The sequence below is a fragment of the Bacillus sp. TSO22 genome, from assembly GCF_020223595.1.
Classification (GTDB): Bacteria; Bacillota; Bacilli; order Bacillales; family Bacillaceae; genus Bacillus; species Bacillus inaquosorum.
Genome location: NZ_JAHAWO010000006.1, coordinates 1 through 26,339 on the forward strand (window position 1 = coordinate 1; position 26,339 = coordinate 26,339).

Annotated in this window: 4 protein-coding genes; all 4 read left to right on the plus strand. The window is 46.7% G+C overall.

Going from position 1 to position 26,339, the window contains the following annotated elements:
• On the plus strand, window positions 1–4,212 hold a 4,212-nt coding region (locus KHQ79_RS08875), incomplete at its 5' end, for a non-ribosomal peptide synthetase (RefSeq protein WP_225514888.1).
• 24 nt (window positions 4,213–4,236) lie between these two features.
• Window positions 4,237–11,919 carry a non-ribosomal peptide synthetase gene (locus KHQ79_RS08880; protein WP_225514890.1) on the plus strand — a complete coding sequence of 2,561 codons (7,683 nt, stop codon included), beginning with the start codon at window positions 4,237–4,239 and terminating at the stop codon, window positions 11,917–11,919.
• Between the two features lie 19 nt (window positions 11,920–11,938).
• On the plus strand, window positions 11,939–19,606 hold the full coding sequence (locus tag KHQ79_RS08885; RefSeq protein WP_225514892.1) for a non-ribosomal peptide synthetase: 7,668 nt from the start codon (window positions 11,939–11,941) through the stop codon (window positions 19,604–19,606).
• 24 nt (window positions 19,607–19,630) lie between these two features.
• Window positions 19,631–26,339 (plus strand): non-ribosomal peptide synthetase (locus tag KHQ79_RS08890; protein ID WP_225514894.1); only part of this gene is annotated, 6,709 nt, incomplete at its 3' end.

Below are 26,339 nucleotides of genomic sequence, written 5' to 3' on the forward strand. Positions count from 1 at the left end.
CGTGCCCAAATCGTAAAGGTATCAGATGAGCGGCACCTGTTGCTGGTTGATATGCATCACATTATTTCAGACGGTGTTTCCGTCAATATTCTGATTCGGGAATTCGGGGAGCTTTACAACAACCGGACCCTTTCGGCGATTCACATTCAATATAAAGACTACGCCGTATGGCAAGAAGGATTTAAAAAAGGAGACGCGTACCAGATGCAGGAGGCGTATTGGCTGAAGCAGCTCGAGGGCGAGCTGCCGGTGCTGGATCTCCCGGCTGATCATACCCGCCCGCCGGTGCGGAGCTTCGCGGGTGACAAGGTCTCATTTACGCTTGATCAAGAGGCCGCATCAGGCCTTCATAAGCTGGCACGGGAAAACGGAAGCACACTGTACATGGTGCTTCTAGCGGCTTACACAGCGTTATTGTCCCGCTTAAGCGGACAGGAAGATATCATCGTCGGATCGCCAATTGCCGGCCGGCCGCACAAGGATCTTGAGCCGATACTCGGCATGTTTGTGAACACGCTGGCGCTGCGGACACGCCCGGAGGGCGGGAAGCCGTTTGTGGAGTATTTGCAGGAAGTGCGCGACACAGCATTGGGAGCCTACGAGCATCAGGATTATCCGTTCGAAGAGCTCGTCGACAAGCTTAAATTGACGCGGGATATGAGCCGGAATCCAGTTTTTGATGCGATGTTTATCCTTCAAAATATGGAAAAGCAGGACATGGATCTGGAAGAGATAAAAGTCCGGCCCGCCAATTTCGCACATCACATTTCTTTATTCGATATCACACTAATAGCAACGGAAACAGATGGAGCCATTTGCTGCGAATTGGAATTTAGTACGGAAGTATTCCTGAAAGCTACGATTGAGCGCTGGGCAGCTCATTTTATCGAATTTCTGCATGCGGCACTTTCTAATCCTGAAACAAACCTTTCACAAATAAACATTCTTAGTCATCAAGAAAAACAAAAGATAGTCTTTGAATTCAACAAAACTCAAATTGAATTTTCTCAAAAAGATGTTCCTTTTCATCGCATATTTGAAGCGAGAGCTGAAGAAACACCAGAACATATAGCTGTTATTGATGACGAAACACAGATTAGTTATCGGCTTCTAAACGAAAGAGCCAATCGACTGGCACGGACGTTGCAAAAAAGAAAAGGGGCGAAGCCAACTGTGGCTGTTTTAGCCAAGCGGTCCATTGATGCAATTGTTGGAATCCTAGCAGTAATGAAAGCTGGCGGAGTGTATATCCCAATCGATTCACATTATCCAAAAGCTAGAATTGAATACCTTCTCCGTGATAGCGAAGCAGACATTCTTCTTTTGCAGCAGGAGTTGAAGCATTTGATTTCAAACTCATCTGAATGTGATATATCTCACATCTGCCTTGATGATGAGAGCTCTTATGAAGAAAACAGCTGCAACCTTGACTTATCTCCTGCTCCTGAGGATATAGCATATATCATTTATACGTCAGGAACTACGGGCGCACCTAAAGGCGTTATTGTCACCTATCGGAACTTTACCCATGCAGCTCTTGCTTGGCGGCAAATTTATGAACTGGATCGGAAGCCTGTCAGACTGCTCCAAATGGCGAGCTTTTCATTTGATGTCTTTTCAGGAGATTTAGCGAGAACATTGACCAACGGTGGGACTCTAATCGTTTGCCCAGATGAAAAGCGGCTGGAACCTGCTGAATTATATGGAATCATGAACTCTCGGCGAATCACGATAATGGAGTCAACGCCGGCTCTCATTATCCCAATTATGGAGTATGTATACCGTAACAAGCTCAAGCTTCCTGACTTAGACATATTGATTCTTGGCTCCGACATGGTGAAAGCTCAAGATTTCAAAACATTGACAGAACGCTTTGGCCAAAGCATGCGCATCATCAATAGTTATGGCGTCACAGAAGCGACGATCGATTCCAGCTGCTATGAAACAAGGATGGGAGAAGAGTATACGGGAGATAACGTCCCAATTGGCAGTCCGCTACCGAATGTACACATGTACGTACTCAGCCAGACTGATCAAATTCAGCCGATTGGCGTTGCCGGCGAGCTATGCATCAGCGGAGCAGGTGTTGCGAAAGGCTATCATAATAAACCTGACTTAACGCAAATGAAATTTACAGAAAATCCATTTGTCTCCGGAGAAAGGCTGTACAGAACCGGTGATCGAGCCTGCTGGCTTCCAAACGGAACGATCAAGCTTCTTGGCCGAATGGATTATCAGGTGAAGATAAATGGATACAGAATTGAAACAGAAGAAATTGAAAGTGTTCTGCTTCAAACCGGGCTGGTCAGAGAAGCTGCTGTTGCCGTTCAGCATGATAAGAATGGACATGCTGGTTTAGCAGCATATATTGTGCCTTCAGACGTCAGTACGAATACTCTCCGTGCTGCTTTAACAAAGGAGCTGCCGGCATATATGATTCCTGCGCATCTGATTCCTATAGAAAAACTGCCGCTGACCCTAAACGGAAAGCTGGACAAAAACGCCTTGCCGGCTCCAAATGATGTGTTCACACGTCCATATACGGCACCAGTTAACGACATACAAAAAACGATAGCGGAAATATGGGAAGATGTCCTGTCCATTGCTCGAGTCGGCATTCACGATTCCTTTTTTGAGCTTGGCGGAGACTCAATAAAAGCATTACAAGTGGCAGCACGGCTGGCCGCTGAAGGCTGGAGCATGACAATACGTGACTTATTCCGTTATCCAACGATTCAGGAGCTAAGCGGACATATCACACCATTGGCATCTCAAGCTGATCAGGGACCTGCGGAAGGTGAAGCTAATCTCGCCCCGATTCAGCGAAGATTTTTCGGACAGGTTCATGCTTTTCACTACCATTACAACCAGTCCGTCATACTTTTCAGTGAAAAAGGATTCAATACTAATGCGCTTCGTCGGGCGCTGCGTAAAATAACCGAGCATCACGATGCAATTCGCATGGTTTTTCAACGAAATCAAAACGGCCATGTCGTTCAGTATAATCGCGGAATGAATCACAAGGATCATGAACTGTTCGGCCTTCACATAGCAGACTGGACAAAAGAATCACTGGAAAGGACTCAGCTTGATGAAAAACTAGCCGCTGAGGAAATCGGCATTCAAAGCAAAATGAATGTACAAAAAGGGCCTCTGCTGCAAGCAGGTTTGTTTAAAACGGCAGAAGGGGACCATTTGCTGATTGCGCTTCATCATCTTGTGATAGATGGCGTTTCTTGGAGAATACTGCTTGAGGATTTAGCTGCAGCATACCAGCAGGCTTTAGAAAAACAAAAGATCCAATTACCGCCAAAAACGGATTCTTATTTGTCCTACGCCAATGGTCTTGCACAAATTGCTGAAAGCAAACAATTGCTTGCAGAAAAATCATATTGGCAATCAATTTTGGACGCTCACACTGCTTTTCTGCCTAAGGACACGGAAAATGCGCCAGGAAGACTGCAAATGAACAGCGATACAGCGGCGTTTGTACTATCCGGGGACTGGACTGAAAAATTGCTGTTTGAAACCCAGCAAGCCTATGGCACTGATGCCAACGAACTTTTGCTTACGGCGTTAGGAATGGGGCTTTCTGAATGGACAGGGCATGACCAAATCGTGATCAGCACTGAGGGACACGGTAGAGAGGGGCATGTGCCAAACATTGATATTTCACGGACAGTTGGATGGTTTACTTCCATTTATCCTATTCTGCTGGACATGAGTATTCCCGAGCCTTTCGAGGATCAGCTCGCATACCGAATTAAGACGACAAAAGATATGCTGAGAAGGGTACCGAACAAAGGAACTGGTTACGGATTGTTAACACACATAGGAGAACTACCTCATAAAGAGCCTGAGGTTAGCTTTAATTATCTCGGCCAATTTAGCGAAGAGAAGGAAGCTGAAACGTTTCAATTATCATATTACCGGCCTCGTTACGAAATAGCGGGTGAGAGAGCTCGAGAATATGAGCTGGACATCAATGCCCTCATTACGGACGGAAGGCTTCAAGTAAAAGCGGTATACACCCAAGTGTTCAGCCAACACTCAATTGAGTGTTTTATGGATCGTTTTCACAGGCATCTTATCGAGATGATTGAGCATTGTTCGCAGAAAAAAGTACGCGAAAAAACGCTGAGTGATTTCAGCAATAAGGAATTAACGTTGTCTGCATTATCTAGCATCGAAGATCTCGTGAAAGATCTTTAACTTTTGAAAAGGTGTGTGGAATTGATGGCACAAGCGGCACAGATTCAAGATATTTATCCGTTATCGCACATGCAGGAAGGAATGCTGTTTCATTCACTGATGGATGTCAGCTCAAAAGCCTATGTCGAACAGACCTCGTTTACGATCACAGGGAATCTATGCATCGACTCGTTTCAAAAGAGCTTAAACCTTCTTGTTTCCCGGTATGATATTTTCAGAACGATTTTTATTAAAGAAGTCCAAGATCTTACAGGTCCGCAGCAGGTAGTCCTGTCAAACCGGGAATTGACAGTGTATAGAGAAGATTTTTCTCACCTGGCCGATCATGAACAGCAGGCTCTGATCGATGCTTTTATGACCAAGGATCGGGAAAAAGGATTTAATTTGCAAAAAGATCCGTTAATGCGTCTTGCCCTTTTTGATAGAGGCAACAGCCAATATACATGTGTCTGGACACATCACCATATCATCATGGATGGCTGGTGTCTAGGCATTATTCTTAAAGAGTTTTTCAGCATGTATGATTCGCTCAAAAATAACTCACCTGTACGGATTGGCAGCACGGTACCGTACAGCCGCTATATTGAATGGCTCGGAGAACAAGATCAAGAAGAGACTGCTGCTTACTGGAGCGAATATTTGAAGGAGTACGGCAATACTGCATCTATCCCCCGGATAAATCCCCGCCCGGCGGACGGGGATTATAAAGCCGACCAGATCAGCTTTTCTTTAGCACCGGAAATGGTTGAGAAACTGACTGAGGCCGCCCAAAATTGGGGAGTGACATTAAACACGTTGTTTATGAGTATGTGGGGCGTGCTCCTCCATCGATATAATGCCGCAGATGACGCAGTTTTTGGCTCCGTCATTTCGGGACGCCCGTCAGCGATTGACGGTATTGAATCAATGGTCGGCTTGTTTATTAATACTATCCCAGTGCGAATTCGATCTGCGGAGGGCATGACGTTTTCTTCGCTGGCCAAAGCCGTGCAGGAGGATATTTTAGCATCTGAACAGCATGGGTATTATCCGCTTTATGAAATTCAAAACCATAGTCCATTGAAGCAAGGCTTGATCGATCATATTTTTGTCTTTGAAAATTATCCTGTACAGCTTGATCAGGCGTTAAGCATTGAGAGTGAAAACGAGGAAAATGCACTGAAGCTTGGTGACATTTCAATGTCGGAGCAAACAAATTACGACTTTAATATCGTTATTGTTCCGGGAGAATCATTTTATATCAAATTCAGCTACAACGCAGCCGTTTATGAACGGGAGGAGATGCTGAGGATTCAGGGGCATCTAAAACAAGCTCTAGATTGCATTTTGGCACATCCCGATATTGCCGTCAGTGACATCAATATCGTCCCGCCGGAGGAGCAACAGGTTATCCAATTGTTTAACGAAACTGAGCGTCCTTATGTGAACAAAACGATATCCCAATTGTTCGAGGAACAAGCCCGCAAAACACCTGAAGCCGCTGCATTAAAAATGGGAGACGATTGCTGGACCTATCGCCAATTAAATGGAAGAGCCAATCAGATTGCGCACGCCCTGATAGAAAAAGGCGTTGGATCTGGAGATATCGTGGCTGTGATGATGAACCGGTCAATGGAAATGCCTGCAGCTCTACTTGGGATTTGGAAAGCAGGCGGCGCTTATATGCCGCTTGATCCAAATTTCCCAGAAGAACGTCTTTCTTTCCTGCTGAAGGACAGTCAAGCAGCTCAATTGCTGATAGAAGAAAACCTTATGTCATTCATCCCGCCGCACTATGAAGGAAATATGATACCGATAGAACGTACAGAAAGCTACCAATCAGCAGCTCCAGATGTGGCGCTTGGTGATCTCGCCTATTTGATCTATACGTCGGGAACGACAGGGCGCCCTAAAGGTGTTCTAGTTAATCATCAAGGCATTGCCAATACATTGCAATGGAGACGGGAAGAGTATGGCATGACCGAACAGGATATATCCCTCCATTTGTTTTCGTACGTGTTTGACGGCTGTGTGACGAGCTTGTTTACCCCGCTTTTATCCGGTGCGTGCGTATTGCTGACAACGGATGACGAAGCGAAGGATGTGCTAGCCCTTAAACGAAAAATAGCCCGTTATAAGGTCAGTCACATGATCATTGTTCCTTCCCTGTACCGGGTGTTATTGGAAGTGATGACTGCTGACGATGCAAAAAGTCTTCGTATTGTGACATTCGCTGGTGAAGCGGTCACGCCTGACCTGCTTGAGATGAGCGAAAAGATTTGTCCTTCTGCAGAATTAGCAAATGAATACGGGCCCACAGAAAATAGTGTGGCAACAACAATATTGCGTCAACTGAACGAAAAAGAGAGGATCACGATCGGACACCCGATTGCGAACACAAAAGTATTTGTTTTACACGGAAATCAAATGCAGCCGATCGGCGCGGCGGGCGAACTGTGTATTTCCGGCGAGGGTCTTGCAAAAGGATACTACAAACAGCCAGAGCTTACAGACAAAGCATTCTCCGATCATCCGTTCCTTGAAGGGGAGCGTTTATACCGAACAGGTGATGCAGGCCGCTTTTTGCCGGATGGAACGATTGAATATATAGGGCGTTTTGATGATCAAGTGAAAATTAGGGGTTACCGCATTGAACTGAAAGAAATTGAAACGGTTCTTCGACAGGCGCCAGGAGTGAAGGAAGCAGCAGTACTGGCCCGCGATGTTTCTGCTGAGGAAAAGGAACTCGTCGCTTATATCGTTCCGGAAAAGGGAAACAATCTCCCGAATTTGTATCGGCATCTAGCCGGGACATTGCCGCCCTATATGATTCCCGCAAGTATTACCAATATCAGCCGGATGCCATTAACATCCAGCGGGAAGCTTGACCGGTCAGCACTTCCTGAACCAGAAAACAATGCGAGCCTCACATATATGCCGCCCCGAACTTTAATCGAGGCTGATCTCGCACATATTTGGGGAGATGTGCTAAATAAACAGCAAATCGGCATTCGTGATGATTTCTTTCAATTAGGCGGACAGTCCTTAAAAGCGGCCGCACTGGTATCAAGAATACATAAAAAGCTTAATATCGAGCTGCCGCTCAGTGAGGTTTTTTCTAATCCGACAGTTGAAAGCATGGCAGTCAAATTGATGAGCTTAAAAGAACATGCTTTTACACAGATTGAGCCTGCGGATCAAAGAGATGTCTATCCGCTGTCTTTCTCACAAAAACGATTATATGCTCTCCATCAGCTGGCAGATGACAGCACAGGCTATAACATGCCCGCTGTACTTGAATTACGCGGAAATCTGGATCGCCAGCGATTGAGAAGCGTTCTCACAGAACTTGTGAATCGGCATGAAGCATTGCGGACTGTTTTTGTGCTTGACAGAGGAGAGCCCGTGCAGATCATTCATCCAGAGATGGCTTTTGATCTGAAAGAGCTTGAAATGGAATCAGAACAAATGCTTGAGTCCGCAATCGAATCTTTTATCAAACCGTTTGATCTATCGTCCGGTCCGCTTTTTAGAGCATGTGTCATTACAATGGGCAATAATCGCGGCTTTTTGCTGCTCGACATGCACCATATTATTGCCGACGGTGTCTCGATGAGCACTCTTGTCCAAGAATTTACTGACTTGTATTGCGAAAAAGAGTTGCCAGCTTTAAACCTGCATTATAAGGATTTTGCTGTTTGGCAGCAAGAAAAGTACCCGAAAGAGCTATACAAAAAACAGGAGGCCTACTGGCTCGATCAGCTTGGCGGGAGTCTTCCAGTATTAGAATTACCGCTTGATAAAACAAGACCGCGTCTCCCTGATTTCAGCGGCGGAACAATCGAAGTAAACATTGATAAAGACACGGCAGATGAGCTGCACCGTTTAATGGTTGAAACGGGAACAACGTTGTATATGATTCTTCTGGCTGTCTATTCTATTTTGCTATCCAAGCTAAGCGGGCAAGAGGATATTGTCGTCGGCTCGCCTGCTGCCGGAAGACCGCACGCCGATCTGGAGCGCGTCATCGGGATGTTCGTAAATACTTTAGCGATGCGCAGCCAGCCCGAGGGCCACAAAACGTTCAGCTCGTATTTGCAGGATATTCGCCACCTGGCTCTGACGGCTTACGAGCATCAGGATTATCCCTTTGAGGAGCTGGCAGATAAGCTCGATACACATCGAGAGGTAAATCGCAACCCGCTGTTCGATGCGATGCTCGTGCTTCAAAGCAGTGAGGATTTCCAGTTCGAAGTGCCTGGTCTATCAATTTCGTCTGTCACTGCAAAACACGATATATCTAAATTCGATTTGACATTACACGCTGAGGAGCATTCGGGCGGGATTCACTGCCGGTTTGAATACAGCACCGCTCTTTTTGAAGAAGAGACCATTGCGCGATGGGCATCCCATTTTATTGAACTGGTGAAAAGTGTAACGGCTGATACCAAGATGAGAATTTCGGAAATGCAATTGCTTCCTGCTGCAGAGCGCAATTTGCTCCTTGAAAAAATGGGACAGTATGCCGCTTATCCGAGAAATGAAAACATTGTAAGCTTATTTGAAAAGCAAGCCGCTGAACATCCGGAGCATCTCGCAGTGGTGTACGGTCACTCTAAGCTTACTTATCGAGACCTGAATGAAAAAGCTGAGCGGACAGCTGCTATGCTGATCAAACAAGGGGTCAGAACTGGCGATATCGTAGGTCTGATGCTCGATCGGTCACCTGATATGATCATTGGCATTTTATCGATTTTAAAAGCTGGAGGGGCCTACTTGCCGATTGATCCTGAATATCCTCAGGAACGTATCAGTTTTATGCTCAATGACAGCGGGGCAGAAATGTTGCTGACAGAGCGCGGCCAAAACAAACCTGCAGACTACAACGGGCCTATTATGTATATCGATGAAGGTGATAGCGACTCAATTCCGGATGATTTAAACATTCAAGAAACCCTATCGGATCAGCCGGCTTACGTGATATACACATCCGGAACGACTGGCCAGCCAAAGGGCGTCATTGTCGAGCACCGCAATGTGATCAGTCTTTTAAAGCATCAAAACCTGCCTTTTAAATTTGGCCATGAAGACGTCTGGACGTTCTTTCATTCATATTGCTTTGATTTCTCTGTATGGGAAATGTTCGGTGCGTTATTAAACGGAAGTACACTAGTCGTGGTCTCTAAAGAAACAGCCCGTGATCCCCATGCATTCCGATTATTGTTAAAAAAAGAACGCGTCACTGTACTCAATCAGACCCCAACAGCTTTTTACGGCCTGATGCATGAAGATCAAAACCATACGGATCGATTAAACATCCGATACGTGATTTTTGGCGGCGAAGCTTTACAGCCCGGCATGCTTCAAAGCTGGAATAAAAAATATCCTCATACTGATCTGATCAATATGTATGGTATTACAGAAACGACGGTACATGTAACATTCAAAAAATTGTCCGCAGCAGACATTGCAAAAAATAAAAGCAATATCGGACGGCCGCTTTCAACTCTGCAGGCTTATGTGATGGATGCTCATATGAATCTGCAGCCGATCGGAGTTCCAGGGGAGATGTATATAGGCGGTGAAGGTGTGGCACGGGGATATCTCAACAGAGATGAGCTGACCGCTGACCGTTTTGTGCCTAATCCTTATCTTCCGGGGGATAGATTATACCGAACAGGAGATCTTGCTAAACGCCTGTCAAATGGCGAGCTGGAATACTTAGGCCGCATTGATGATCAGGTTAAAGTCAGAGGGCACCGTATTGAGTTAGGCGAAATCCAGGCGGCTCTTCTTCAGCTTCCAGCTATTAAAGAGGCGGCTGTCATCACAAGAACAGATGAGCAAGGGCAAGCAGATGTATATGCATACATCGTGACAAAAGATCAACAGGCCGCGAATGCATCAGAAATCCGGACTTCTCTAAAAACCATGCTGCCTGACTTTATGCTGCCGGCCCGTTTGATACAGATTGACAGCATCCCGCTTAATGTTAATGGAAAGCTTGATCAGAAAGCCCTGCCGGAACCTGAAAAAAACGCTTATACGGCTGATGATATCAGACCAAGAAATGAGATTGAAAAGGTGATGGCTGAAATTTGGGAGGAGCTTCTTGATGTGGAGGAGCTGGGCGTAAGCGCCAATTTCTTTGAGCTTGGCGGAGATTCTATTAAAGCACTGCAAGTTTGTGCCAGACTGAAGCAGCGCGGCTTTGAAACGACAGTACGTGAGATGTTTGAACATCAGACTCTTGGCGAACTGTCCGCTCGTGTTCGAAAAGCCGTACACGTCATTGACCAAGGTCCGGTCGAAGGCGAGATCACTTGGACACCTATCCAGCAATGGTTTTTCTCGCAATCTCTGGAAATCCATCATTTTAATCAGTCCGTTATGCTCTATCGGACTGAACGATTTGACGAGACAGCGCTTAAAAAGGTGCTAAAAAGCCTGGTGATTCATCATGACGCACTGAGAATCGTATGCCGGTATGAAAATGGCAGGCCGGTTCAGATAAGCAGAGGAATAGATTTGCCAGATAAGGAGCTATATGCTCTTGAACTGTTTGATATAAAGGATAACTTAACAGAAGCGCATAACAGGATTAAGGAAGCAGCCAGCCAGATGCAGGAGCATATTCGTTTGGAAACCGGCCCATTGCTTCACGCTGGATTGTTTAGAGCCGAGAATGGAGACCATTTGTTTCTGACGATTCATCACTTAGTTGTTGATGCAGTTTCATGGCGCATTTTGTTCGAGGATTTTTCAACAGCTTACAAACAGGCAGTCTCAGGAGAATCTATTAAACTGCCGCAAAAAACAGATTCATATTTAACGTATTCACAAAGAATAGCTGACTACTCTAAAAGCCGCCAGATACAGCGAGAAGAAGTGTATTGGGATGAGCGAGAGAACCGTCACATTCAACCTATTCCTAAAGACAATGAAGCAGCACCAAACACATTCAAAGATACAGAAGTGATTGATTTTAATCTGTCCCGCCATCACACAGAATTATTGTTAACGGCTGCAAATAAAGCATACAGCACGGAGATGAATGATATTCTTCTGACAGCTTTAGGCCTTGCTTTGCAGCAATGGACGGGCTATGACCAGTTTAAAATCAGCATGGAGGGCCATGGAAGGGAATCATATCTTGAGGATATTGACATTAGCAGAACAGTCGGCTGGTTCACCTCGATTTATCCTGTATGGCTTGATATGAGCAATTCTGATCATAAGAACAAAGATGAGCGGCTGGGCCACCTCATTAAACAGACAAAAGATATGCTGCACCGTATACCGCATAAGGGCGCAGGCTACGGTGTGCTGAAATATACCAACAAAAAATGGGGCTCTGAGAAAGGCAGCCCGGACATCAGCTTTAATTATTTAGGCCAGTTTGATCAGGATATTCAATCAAAAGCCTTTGAGGTTTCTGACATCAAGCCAGGGAATGAGATCAGCCCGGAATGGGAGCGGCCTTATGCACTGGATATCAGCGGCGCCGTTTCTTCGGGATGCCTGAACATGCACATGATCTATAACAGGCTTCAATTTGAGAAAAAAACAATCCAAACATTTGCAGAGCATTTTAAACAGACTCTGGAAAATATCATTGAGCATTGTACGGGCAAAGAAAACCGAGAATGGAGCGCATCTGATTTCACTGATGAAGATTTAACACTTGATGAATTGAGTGAGATTATGGGTGCCGTCAACAAACTATAGGGAGAGGAGATTCACACTGATGCCGCAGCAACCCGAAATACAGGATATATACCCTTTGTCTTTTATGCAGGAAGGGATGCTTTTTCATTCACTGTATGATGAACAGTCAAGAGCTTATTTTGAACAGGCTTCTTTTACGATCCATGGACAGCTTGACTTGGAGCGTTTCCAGAAAAGTATGGATGCTGTTTTTGAAAGATACGAAATCTTCCGAACGGCGTTCATCTATAAAAATGTAGCCAAACCACGTCAAGTCGTGCTCAAGCATCGTCATTGCCATGTTCATTTTGAAGATATTTCTCATCTCAACGAAAGAGATAAAGAACATTGTACCGAGGCATTCAAAGAGCAGGATAAATCCAGGGGATTCGATCTCCAAACAGATGTACTGATGAGAATATCTATTTTAAAATGGGCGCCTGATCGTTATGTCTGTATCTGGAGCCATCATCATATTTTAATGGATGGCTGGTGTTTAGGCATCGTCATTAAAGATTTTCTTCACATTTATCAAGCGCTGGGTAAAGGTCAGCTTCCGGATTTGCATCCCGTTCAGCCGTACGGGACGTATATTAAATGGCTGATGCAGCAAGACCGAGAAGAAGCAGCTGAGTATTGGAAAAAGAGGCTTCAGCATTTCGAAAAAGCTACGCCTCTGCCGAAAAGAACAGATCAAATACCGGATGGGACATTAGAGCAGATCACGTTCACCATTTCTGAAAAAGAAACCTCCGAATTACAGAAAATCGCAGCAGCTTCTGGAGCGACACTAAACACTGTTTTCCAAGCTTTATGGGGGATTATGCTCCAAAAGTTCAATCGCTGCGGCGATGCTGTGTTCGGATCCGTTATATCAGGCAGACCTTCTGAGCTAAGAGATGTGGAAAACATGGTCGGACTTTTTATCAATACCATTCCTATTCGAGTCCAAAGTGATTCTCTTTCTTTTTCTAACCTAGTCAGCAGGATGCAAAAGGACATGACTGAGGCAGAAGCATATAGTTACTTCCCTTTATATGACATTCAGGCGCAGAGTGCTCTTAAACAAGAGCTGATTGATCATATTATCGTCTTTGAAAATACACCCACCCAGCAAGAGATTGAAGGGCTGAATCAGGCTGGATCATTTGATTTCTCCGTGAAGGATTTTGAGATGGAAGAGGTGACCAATTATAGCTGCAGTGTCAAAGTGATCCCAGGCCGTACGTTGTACGTTCGGATTCATTTTCATACCGGCGCTTATCAACCAAACATGATGTCCGAGATAAAAGATTATTTACAGCACATGGTCTCTGACGTCATCTCTGATCCATCTCTTCCCGTGTCAAAGATGACATTGCTAGATGAGAACAAAACACGGAAAATCGTTTCTCAAAACAACGGGGCAGTATCTGTTTCGCCTGAAGCCCCAACCCTGCACGGTCTGTTTGAACGACAGGCGGCTGTCACACCGGAGCGGCCAGCCATCCGCTTTTCCAGCGGTTCGCTGACGTACGCTGAGCTTGACATGTATGCCAGCCGGCTGGCTGCGCGCCTCGCGGCACGCGGCGTCACGAAGGAAAGCATCGTCGGTGTCCTGTCTGAGCGGTCACCTGAAATGCTGATAGCTGTACTTGCTGTCTTGAAGGCAGGCGGGGCGTATTTGCCGCTTGATCCTGCATATCCAGAGGAGCGGCTGAGCTACATGCTGAAAGACAGTGGGGCCGCGCTCTTGCTGGCACAGCCGGGATGTTCCGCACCGAGCTTTTCCGGAGAGATGCTTGAAGTGGACATGGCATCTCTTGCGAGCGAAAAAGCAGAAAGCCATGTATTTGCTCCTGCTGACAGCGGCTCTCTTGCCTATATCATTTATACGTCGGGCTCCACCGGGCAGCCAAAAGGGGTAGCGGTTGAGCACCGCCAGGCTATTTCCTTTCTGACTGGCATGCAGCGTCAGTTTCCGCTTCAGGAAGATGACATTGTTATGGTGAAAACCTCTTTTTCCTTTGATGCGTCTGTGTGGCAGCTGTTTTGGTGGTCCCTTTCCGGCGCTTCGGCTTATCTGCTTCCGCCCGGCTGGGAGAAAGACCCGGCATTGATTGTAAAAGCCATTCATCAGGAAAAAGTGACAACGGCTCATTTTATTCCGGCTATGCTGAACAGCTTTCTCGATCAAGCGGAAATGAAAGCGCTCGGTGATGGGACAAGCCTGAAGCGTGTATTCGCCGGAGGTGAACCGCTTGCGCCCCATACGGCAGCCCGTTTTGCTTCTTTATTGCCGCAGGTATCGCTGATCCATGGCTACGGGCCGACAGAAGCAACGGTAGACGCGGCATTTTACGTGTTGGATCCAGAGCGGGACAGGGATCGCTTGCGGATTCCGATCGGAAAACCTGTACCCGGTGCGCGTTTGTATGTTTTAGATCCGCATTTAGCCGTACAGCCTTGCGGGGTCGCCGGCGAACTGTACATTGCCGGAGCGGGTGTGGCCAGAGGCTATTTGAATCGGCCAGCCTTAACGAAGGAGCGTTTTCTAGAGGACCTGTTTTACCCGGGTGAACGCATGTACAAAACCGGGGATTTGGCGCGCTGGCTCCCTGACGGACATGTTGAATTCCTCGGCCGTTTGGATGATCAAGTCAAAATCAGGGGCTACCGTATCGAGCCTGGAGAAATTGAAGCAGCGCTTAGAAGCATTGAAGGCGTCAGAGAGGCAGCCGTTACCGTACGGACAGACAGCGGCGAGCCGGAATTATGCGCCTATACAGAAGGACTAAGAAGAAACGAAGTGCGGACGCAGCTTGAAAGACTGCTGCCGAGCTACATGATCCCAGCTCATATGATAGAGATGGAACGGTGGCCGGTTACGCCAAGCGGAAAGCTTGACCGAAACGCCCTGCCAGCTCCTGACGGAGCGGCAGATGCGGAGACCTACACGGCGCCGAGAAATGTGACAGAGATGAAGCTTGCCCAGCTGTGGGAGGACGTGCTGAAAAATGGTCCTGTCGGGATTCACGACAACTTTTTCGATCGTGGAGGACATTCCTTAAAAGCAACGGCGCTTGTGTCCCGGATCGCCAAAGAATTCGATGTACAGGTGCCGCTGAAAGATGTGTTTGCCCATCCGACTGTTGAAGGACTGGCTTCCGTTATCCGTGAAGAAACGGACAGTCCATATGAAGCGATTAAGCCGGCTGAAAAGCGCGTGGCCTATCCGGTTTCCTCCGCCCAAAAAAGGATCTATGTCCTTCAGCAGCTGGAGGACGGAGGGACAGGCTACAATATGCCGGCTGTGTTAGAGCTGGAAGGGAAGCTGGACCCCGAAAGGCTGGACAGGGCTGTTAAAGAGCTAATCAAGCGCCACGAGTCGCTTCGGACATCCTTCGAACAGGACGAAAGCGGCGAGCCGGTGCAGCGCATCCATGACGTGGTGCCGTTTACATTACAGGCAGCAGTCCTCGGCGAACAAACCGAACAGGAAGCCGCAGCCGCGTTTATCGAGCCCTTTGATCTCAGCCAAGCGCCGCTGTTCCGTGCCCAAATCGTAAAGGTATCAGATGAGCGGCACCTGTTGCTGGTTGATATGCATCACATTATTTCAGACGGTGTTTCCGTCAATATTCTGATTCGGGAATTCGGGGAGCTTTACAACAACCGGATCCTTCCGGCGCTTCACATTCAATATAAAGACTACGCCGTATGGCAGGAAGGATTTAAAAAAGGAGACGCGTACCAGATGCAGGAGGCGTACTGGCTGAAGCAGCTCGAGGGCGAGCTGCCGGTGCTGGATCTCCCGGCTGATCATACCCGCCCGCCGGTACGGAGCTTCGCGGGTGACAAGGTCTCATTTACGCTTGATCAAGAAGCCGCATCAGGCCTTCATAAGCTGGCACGGGAAAACGGAAGCACACTGTACATGGTGCTTCTAGCAGCTTACACAGCGTTATTGTCACGCTTAAGCGGACAGGAAGATATCATCGTCGGCTCGCCAATCGCCGGCCGGCCGCACAAGGATCTTGAGCCGATACTCGGCATGTTTGTGAACACGCTGGCGCTGCGGACACGCCCGGAGGGCGGGAAGCCGTTTGTGGAGTATTTGCAGGAAGTGCGCGAGACAGCATTGGAAGCGTATGAGCATCAGGATTATCCGTTCGAAGAGCTCGTCGATAAGCTTAAATTGACGCGGGATATGAGCCGGAATCCGCTGTTTGACGTGATGTTTGTTCTTCAAAATATGGATCAGGAATCGATTCAGCTTGAAGAACTGCATCTCAAACCTGCAGCAAACAACGGGCATCAAACGTCCAAATTTGATTTAACTCTGTATGCTCACGAACAGCCCTGCGGTTTGCTGACGTTCCAAATGGAATTTAGTACGGACTTATATAAGAAAAAAACGATAGAAAAGTGGCTTCAATACTTCATCAATATGTTACTCTCCATCACCCAAGACAACAAAGCCGCTCTCGGAACAATAAATATACTAAATGAGGATGAGACCCATTACCTTATCCATGAGCTCAATCATACAAAAATAGATTATCCAAGAAATGAAACCATCAGCAGGCTCTTTGAAATGCAGGCTGAACAAACACCTAATGCCATTGCAATTGTCAGCGATACACAAGAATTAACTTACGCGGATCTGAACAGCCGGGCAAATCAAATTGCTTCAGTTCTACAGAGAAAAGGGGTAGGGCCTGATCGTGTTGTAGCCTTGTTGACAGGACGAACGCCAGAACTCATAGCGGGAATGCTGGGCATTCTGAAAGCCGGGGGAGCCTATCTTCCTATAGCTTCTGACCTGCCTGTTGAACGAATAGCTTATATGCTGTCAGACAGCGGGGCGGCATTACTCCTTCAATCTGAAAAAACAGAAAAACAGCTATTAGACATTGAATGTGAACAAATCATAATCGAAAATATTCAAAAGCAAGGAGAAACGAAGAACTTTGAATCGTCAGCAGGAGCACACTCACTTGCATATATCATTTATACCTCTGGATCAACCGGTAAACCAAAGGGTGTCATGATTGAGCAGCGAAGTGTCATTCGTCTTGTTAAAAACAGCAATTATATTACATTTACACCGGCAGACCGTCTTCTCATGACATCATCAATCGGTTTTGATGTTGTGACATTTGAAATATTTGGACCGCTGCTAAATGGGGCAGCTTTGCACCTGTCCGATAAACAAGTATTTCTCGATTCCTATCAGCTTCAGAGATACATAGAACTTCATGGGATCACAACGATGTGGTTGACATCTTCTCTATTCAATCATTTGACAGAGCAAAATGAGACAACCTTTTCACAGCTGAATCATCTGATTATAGGCGGGGAAGCCTTGTCCGCAAGCCACGTCAATCGAATCAGAAATGTCTGCCCTGAAGTATCGATATGGAACGGATATGGACCAACCGAAAATACAACTTTTTCGACATGCTTCCACATTCAAAAAACATATGAACTTTCCATTCCGATCGGGCGGCCGGTTGGTAATTCCACTGCTTATATCTTAAATAAATGGGGAATGCTGCAGCCGGTCGGAACTGTCGGTGAACTTTGTGTCGGCGGTGATGGCGTCGCCAGAGGCTATTTAGGCCGTCCTGATTTAACAAAAGAGAAATTTGTCCCAAATCCATTTGCGCCTGGCGATCGACTGTACCGCACAGGTGATCTGGCGCGTTGGCTTCCCGATGGCACAATTGAGTACGTTGGCCGTATAGATGATCAAGTAAAAGTCAGAGGCTATCGGGTGGAGCTGGGTGAGATCGAATCAGCACTTCGCCAAATAGACGGGGTCAAAGAAGCCGCTGTGTTGGCACGTACAGGCCAGACAGGGAGCAAAGAGCTGTTTGGCTACATCAGCGTAAATGCAGGCACGAATGCTGAACAAGTGCGTTCTCTTCTCGCGCGTTCACTGCCAAATTATATGATCCCGGCGTACATCATTGAAATGGAGACTCTTCCGCTCACATCAAACGGCAAATTGAACCGGAAAGCACTTCCTGAACCAGATTTCGCATCTAAACAAACGTACGTCCCGCCACGCGATGACCTTGAAGAACAGCTGGCATTGATCTGGCAGGAGGTTCTCGGCATCCAGAGGATCGGAATAGAGGATTCGTTTTTTGAATTGGGCGGAGATTCAATCAAAGCGCTTCAAGTTTCTGCACGCCTTGGACGCCATGGGCTAAGCTTGCAGGTAAGTGATTTATTCCGGCATCCAAAGATAAAAGACTTATCACCATTTATCCGTAAGACAGAGAGAATCATAGAACAAGGCCCCATTCAGGGAGACGTTCCTTGGACGCCTGTTCAGCAATGGTTTCTTTCACAAGATATTGAAGAACGACACCATTTTAATCAGTCTGTCATGCTTTTCCATTCTGACCGTTTGTCTGAAGACGCCCTTAGAGCAGCCTTAAAAAAACTGGCGGAGCATCATGATGCGCTTCGGATGGTTTATCGTAACGATGACGGGCGATGGATTCAAATCAACCAAGGCATTCAGGAATCACAGCTGTACAGTTTAAGAATATCTGATCTTTTACAGTCCGAAAGCGGTTGGGAAACGCAAATCAAACAAGAAGTTGCAGATCTTCAGCAAAGCATCAATTTGCAGGAAGGACCGTTGTTACATGCCGCGTGGTTTAAAACACTGACAGGAGATTACTTGTTCCTTGCGATCCATCATCTTGTCGTTGACGGTGTGGCATGGCGGATTTTGCTGGAGGATTTGTCAGCAGGGTACCAACAAGCATCTTCAGGCCAGGCGATTCAGCTTCCGCCTAAAACTGATTCCTACCAGGAATACGCAAGACGGATACAGGAATATGCCCAAAGCAGCAGGCTGATTCGTGAGGAGGCGTATTGGCGAACTGTGGAAGAACAGCAAGCTGCGGAACTGCCATATGAAATGCCGCTTCATGAGAACACCGACTTCAGCAGAAGGGATTCGATACGCTTTTCACTCTCTGAAGCAGACACTGCCGTTTTGCTGCAAAACGTCAATCACGCCTATGGTACAGATACACAAGATATTCTGTTAACCGCAGCATCCTTGGCGATTTGTGAATGGACAGGCGGAAGCAAGCTCCGTATCGCTATGGAAGGACACGGGAGAGAACACATTCTGCCAGAGTTAGATATCAGCCGGACGGTCGGCTGGTTTACATCCATGTACCCGGCCCTCATAAGCTTTGAAAATCATAGGGATGAGCTCGGAACCGCAGTAAAAACCGTTAAAGATACACTGGGCCGGATACCAAACAAAGGGGTAGGTTACGGTATTCTGAAATACCTTACACACCCTGAAAACAAAAGCATTGCGTTTTCAAAAACACCTGACATCAGCTTTAACTATTTGGGCCAGTTCAACGACATCGAAAGACAGGACAGCTTCCGCCCATCAAGTCTTGGGAGCGGAAAGGATATCACTCATACATGGAAGCGTGAGCAAATCATCGAGATGAGTGCAATGGCAGCAGACAAAAAGCTCCATTTCAATCTTAGTTATCCGCCAGCCCGCTTTCATAGAAACACAATGAAGCAGCTTATCAACAGGATTGAACACTTTTTGCGGGACATTATGAAACATTGCGCCGGTAAACAGAAAGCAGAAAAGACACTGAGCGATTTTAGCAGTCAATCATTAACGGCAGAGGATTTGGACAGCATATCCAGCTTGGTGGAAGAATTGTAGAAAATCGGACAGGGAGACATGAACATGACAAAAGCGAATTCAATTCAGGATATTTATGCGCTGTCTTACATGCAGGAAGGGATGCTTTTCCATTCCCTCCTGCAAAAAGATTCACAGGCATATGTTGAGCAAGCTTCTTTTACAATAGAAGGAAAAGTCAACTCGCAGTTTTTTCAAAACAGCATCAACGCTCTTGTAGCAAGACACGATATTTTCAGAACGATTTTTATCAGCCAAAATGTTTCCTCTCCCCAGCAGGTTGTCCTGAGAGAACGGAACATCATCGTACAGGAAAAAGACATTACTCATTTAAACGAAGAGAAGCAAGCACAGTTTATCGAACAATTGAAAGAAAAAGACCGCGCCCAAGGGTTTCACTTGCAAAAGGATATGCTCATGCGCATCGCTCTGATTCAAACAGGAGAGAGCCAGTACACTTGTATTTGGACCTTTCATCACATCATGATGGACGGATGGTGCCTCAGCATTGTGCTAAAGGAGTTTCTCCATATTTACGCATCTTATGTAAATGCCACCCCTATATCATTGGAGTCGGTCCAGCCATACGGAAGCTATATCAAATGGCTGATGGAGCAAGACAAAGAGCAGGCAGTTTCATATTGGGAACATTATCTTTCCGGCCATGGACAGCAAACCATGCTCCCGAAGCAGAAAAAAACAAAGGGGAGAAGCAGGCAGGAACACGTTACGTTTTCATTCTCTAAGGAAGAAAGCAGCAGGCTTTCGGAGCTTGCTGCAAGAGAAGAAGTAACACTCAGTACGATTTTCCATACCATTTGGGGTATTCTGCTTCAAAAATATAATAATAACGATGACGCCGTATTCGGTTCTGTCATTTCAGGAAGACCCGCAGAAATCGAAGGCATTGAACATATGGTAGGTCTTTTCATTAACACGATACCGATTAGGGTGCAGGGGGCAAAAACACCATTTATACAGCTCATAAAAGATATGCAAAAAGACCGTCTTGCCGCTGAAGCATACAGCTACCACCCTTTATATGAGATTCAAGCCCGTTCAGCTGTTAAACAAGGGCTGATTGATCATATTCTCGTATTTGAAAACTATCCTGTTCAGCAAGAGATTCAGATGCTGAACAAGCAGGAACATGCTTCTGATCTTTTTCAGATTCATAACTTCACTGTGGCAGATGAAACCAACTACAGCTTTTATCTTATGGTGGCGCCAGGAGAAGAAATCCATATTAAAATGAGCTATGATGCGGAGCAGCATGATCGGTCTTTTGTGCTTTCTGTCAAGGAGCATCTTCTGAATGCTGTATCACAAATCTTAAATAATCCGAATCTTCCGCCTGAAGAAATCGAGATCACGACAGATACTGAAAAGCGGCAGCTGATTGGGGAAATCGCGGATCGAACGCCAGTTTACGAAACCATCCATGCGATGTTTGAAAAACAAGCGGAAAAGACCCCAGATGCTCATGCAGTAATTGATCAAGCCTGCACGTTAACATACAAAGAACTGAATAAATCGGCTAACAGATTGGCGCGGCATTTACGAATGAAGGGTGTTGCGAGGCAGGAGCCTGTTGCGATCATGATGGAACGCTCTGCGGCATTGATCACCGGGGTTCTTGGTATCTTGAAAGCAGGCGGCGCCATAGTTCCAATTGATCCGCATTACCCGGCTGACAGAATCCGTTATATTCTAAATGACTGCGGCTGTTCGCATGTTGTTTCACAAGCTCATCTTTCCGCATCGCTTGATAACAATTACCTTATCACTCATGCAGAAGATATTGAAAGCACAGAAGACGGCAGTAACATAAAGTCAGTTAACAATGCGGACGATCTGCTGTATCTGATTTATACATCAGGTACAACAGGTAAACCAAAGGGCGTTCAATTTGAACATCGAAACATGGCTAACTTGCTGAAGTTCGAATTTGCTCACTCTGGGATTGACTTTGAAGCAGATGTTCTGCAATTTGCGACACCTGCCTTTGACGTCTGTTATCAAGAAATATTTTCTGCGCTTCTGAAAGGCGGCACCCTGCACATCGTGCCAGAAGCCATAAAAAGAGATGTGCCTCAGCTGTTTGCATTTATAAACAAGCATCAGACGAATATTGTGTTTCTCCCAACGGCTTTTATCAAAATGATTTTCAGCGAGCGGCAACTTGCGAACTCGTTTCCTTATGGCGTCAAACACTTGATTACAGCTGGGGAACAATTAATTATTTCAGACATTTTCCAAGACGTGTTACGTGAACGCGGCATACACCTGCACAATCATTACGGACCTTCAGAAACTCATGTGGTATCTACGTACACCATTCATCCGGGAGACCCTATTCCTGAGTTTCCGCCAATCGGTAAACCGATAGGCTGTACTGATCTATATATTTTGAATCACCAAAAACAGCTACAGCCATGCGGTGTACCAGGTGAACTCTATATTTCCGGCGCAAGTGTTGCCAGAGGATATGTCAATCACGATAAACTGACACGCGACAAATTTTCATCTGACCCATTCAGGCCTGGTGCGATCATGTACCGTACAGGTGATTTGGCCAGACGGCTTGGAGACGGCAACATCGAATATATAGGACGGGCAGACAAGCAAGTGAAAATCAGAGGTTATCGAATCGAGCCGCAAGAAATCGAAGTCACGTTAATGAATCATCGGGACATTAAAGAGGCTGCCATTCTCATCAGACAAGATCAAAACGGAGAACATGAATTATGCGCTTACTATTGCAGTGTACAAAAGCTGAATGCAATAGATTTACGCAGCTATATGGCTAGTGAGCTACCAGAATACATGATTCCGGCGAAATGGATATGGGTTGACAGCATACCTCTTACCCCAAACGGAAAAGTAGACCAAGCAGCGCTTCCAGCGCCAGATGCTTCAATCAGCGGAAATCCATATGCTGCCCCTCGTAATCTGATAGAGGCAAAGCTTTCACAAATATTTGAAGATGTGCTGAAGAATGGTCATATAGGCATCCAAGACAACTTTTTTGACCATGGAGGCCACTCTCTAAAAGCAACAGTGCTGATGTCACGGATCGCAAAGGAATTTCATGTACAAGTTCCGCTTAAGGACATCTTTGCCCATCCGACTGTAGAAGGATTGGCTTTAATCATTCAAGATGCAGAGGAAAATCCGTATGCAGCAATTGAGCCGGCAGAAGAAAGGAAGACATATCCTGTATCTTCGGCACAAAAACGGATATATGTGCTTCAGCAGCTTGATGAGGGTGTCGCCTACAATATGCCTGCGGTCTTAGAACTGGAAGGGGCACTGGATGTCGCTAAACTGTCTGCTGTATGTAAAGAACTGATCAGCCGGCATGAGCCTCTTCGAACTTCCTTTGTATCCGAGGCAGATGGCGAGCCTGTTCAGAGTATCCACACCGAAGTGCCGTTTACATTAAGTATAGAGACCGCTATCGAGGGGTTTATCCGCCCCTTTGATCTCAGCCAGGCGCCATTATTTAGAGCGGGCCTTATAAAAGTGACGAACGAGAAGCATGTATTGCTGGTTGACATGCATCATATCATTTCAGATGGCGTATCCGTTCAGCTCCTAATCCGAGAATTCACCGATCTTTATGCAAACCGCCAGCTTAAGCCATTGCGGATCCAGTATAAAGATTACGCCGTTTGGCAGCAGCAATTTAAAAAGGGAGACTCGTACCAAAAGCAGGAGACTTACTGGCTGCAGCAGTTTAGCGGGGACCTCCCTGCACTAGAGCTTCCGACAGATAAACGCCGCCCGGCAGAACGGCACTTTACAGGCGGAAAAGTAACCTTTCAATTGGATAAAGAGATCACGGCCCGCATAAAGCGGCTTGCCAATAAAAACAGAAGCACGCTTTATATGACGCTTCTTGCTTTGTATTCAGCCTTTTTGTCGCGGTTAAGCGGTCAGGATGATATCGTAATTGGTTCACCTATCGCCGGACGGCCCCATGCCGACCTTGAAGCTGTTCTTGGGATGTTCGTCAATACATTGGCTCTCCGCACACGCCCGGCCGGTAATATGACATTTGAAGAGTTTCTGAAAGAAGTCAGACAGACAGCATTAGAAGCGTATGAGCATCAGGATTACCCGTTTGAAGAGCTTGTGGATAAACTCGGTGTGCAGCGGGAAATGAGCCGGAATCCATTGTTTGACACAACGCTAGTCCTTCAGAATATGGAACAGCAAAAGCTGAAAATGAAAGATGTACAGCTTCGATGGAACGATTTGCAGCATCCAATATCGAAATTTGATATTTCTCTGTATGTTACAGAACACGATTCCGAGCTTTTCTGTCAGTTTGAATACAGTACAGCTTTGTTTGAGAAAGAAACCATCCAAAGGTGGGCCGGCCTTTTCACCACGCTTGTGGAACATACAGCTGTCAGTCCTAAAACAGAATTGGACGATATTCCACTCTTAACAAAAGAAGAAGAGAGAGCTTTCATTGAATCATGCCATCCGTTTCAGGAGACGGGCTATCCGATGAATCAAACTCTCCACTATGCACTTGAACAGCAGGCAGCAAAAACGCCTGATCAGCCGGCCGTTATCTTTGAACATGGAGCGATGACCTATAAAGAGTTGAACGAACAGGCTAACCGTATCGCCTGGGAGCTGATCGGACGAGGAGTAAAATCTGAAACGACTGTTGCCATTATAGGAAAGCGTTCGCCTGAAATGCTGATTGGCATTTATGGCATTCTTAAAGCTGGCGGCGCTTATCTTCCTATTGACCCGGATTACCCGGAAGAACGAATCAGCTTTCTGCTGGAGGACAGCGGTACAGACATTCTCCTGCTTCAGTCTTCCAGCCTGCATGTTCCGGCATTTGCAGGAGAGATTGTCTACCTCAATCAGGCAAATAGCGGACTGAAACATCGTTTGTCCAATCCGAATGTGGACGTTCTCCCTAAATCTTTAGCCTATGTCATCTATACATCCGGCTCTACCGGCAGGCCTAAGGGTGTGGAAGTTGAACATCGATCTGCGGTGAATTTTTTGAATTCCCTTCAGTCCCGCTATCGGCTGAAGCAATCAGATGTGATTATGCATAAAACATCTTACTCATTTGACGCTTCCATATGGGAGCTGTTTTGGTGGCCTTATGCCGGTGCTTCTGTTTATCTGCTTCCTCAGGGAGGGGAAAAAGAACCTGAAGTGATCGCGAAGGCTGTAGAAGAACAAGAGATCACAGCTATGCATTTTGTGCCATCTATGCTTCATGCATTTTTAGAACATATAAAATATCGCCCTGTACCGATTAAAATAAACGGACTCAAACGGGTGTTTTCCGGGGGAGAACAGCTGGGGACCCATCTCGTCTCCCGTTTTTGCGAGTTACTTCCAGGTGTTGCATTAACCAATTCTTACGGACCAACGGAGGCAACTGTAGAAGCTGCGTTCTTTGATTGTCCGCTGCATGAAAAGCTTGAACGCGTTCCAATTGGAAAATCTGTTCATCATGTCAGATTGTATATCCTCAATCAGAAGCAGCGGATGCTGCCTGCTGGATGTATCGGAGAACTGTACATTGCCGGAGCGGGTGTGGCCAGAGGCTATTTGAATCGGCCGGCCTTAACGGAGGAGCGTTTTCTTGAGGACCCGTTTTACCCGGGTGAACGCATGTACAAAACCGGGGATTTGGCGCGCTGGCTTCCTGACGGACATGTTGAATTCCTCGGCCGTTTGGATGATCAAGTCAAAATCAGGGGCTACCGTATCGAGCCTGGAGAAATTGAAGCAGCGCTTAGAAGCATTGAAGGCGTCAGAGAGGCAGCCGTTACCGTACGGACAGACAGCGGCGAGCCGGAATTATGCGCCTATACAGAAGGACTAAGAAGAAACGAAGTGCGGACGCAGCTTGAAAGACTGCTGCCGAGCTACATGATCCCAGCTCATATGATAGAGATGGAACGGTGGCCGGTTACGCCAAGCGGAAAGCTTGACCGAAACGCCCTGCCAGCTCCTGGCGGAGCTGCAGATGCGGAGACTTACACGGCGCCGAGAAATGTGACAGAGATGAAGCTTGCCCAGCTGTGGGAGGACGTGCTGAAAAACGGCCCTGTCGGGATTCACGACAACTTTTTTGATCGCGGAGGACATTCCTTAAAAGCAACCGCGCTTGTGTCCCGGATCGCCAAAGAATTCGATGTACAGGTGCCGCTGAAAGATGTGTTTGCCCATCCGACGGTAGAAGGGCTGGCTTCCGTTATCCATGAAGGAACGGACAGTCCATATGAAGCGATGAAACCGACGGAACAGCGTGAGGCCTATCCGGTTTCCTCCGCGCAAAAACGGATCTATGTCCTTCAGCAGCTGGAGGACGGAGGGACAGGCTACAATATGCCGGCTGTGTTAGAGCTGGAAGGGAAGCTGGACCCCGAAAGACTGGACAGGGCTTTCAAAGAGCTAATCAAGCGCCACGAGTCGCTTCGGACATCCTTCGAACAGAACGAAGGCGGCGAGCCGGTGCAGCGCATCCATGACGTGGTGCCGTTTACATTACAGACAGCAGTCCTCGGCGAACAAACCGAACAGGAAGCCGCAGCCGCGTTTATTCAGCCGTTTGATCTCAGCCAAGCGCCGCTGTTCCGTGCCCAAATCGTAAAGGTATCAGATGAGCGGCACCTGTTGCTGGTTGATATGCATCACATTATTTCAGACGGTGTTTCCGTCAATATTCTGATTCGGGAATTCGGGGAGCTTTACAACAACCGGA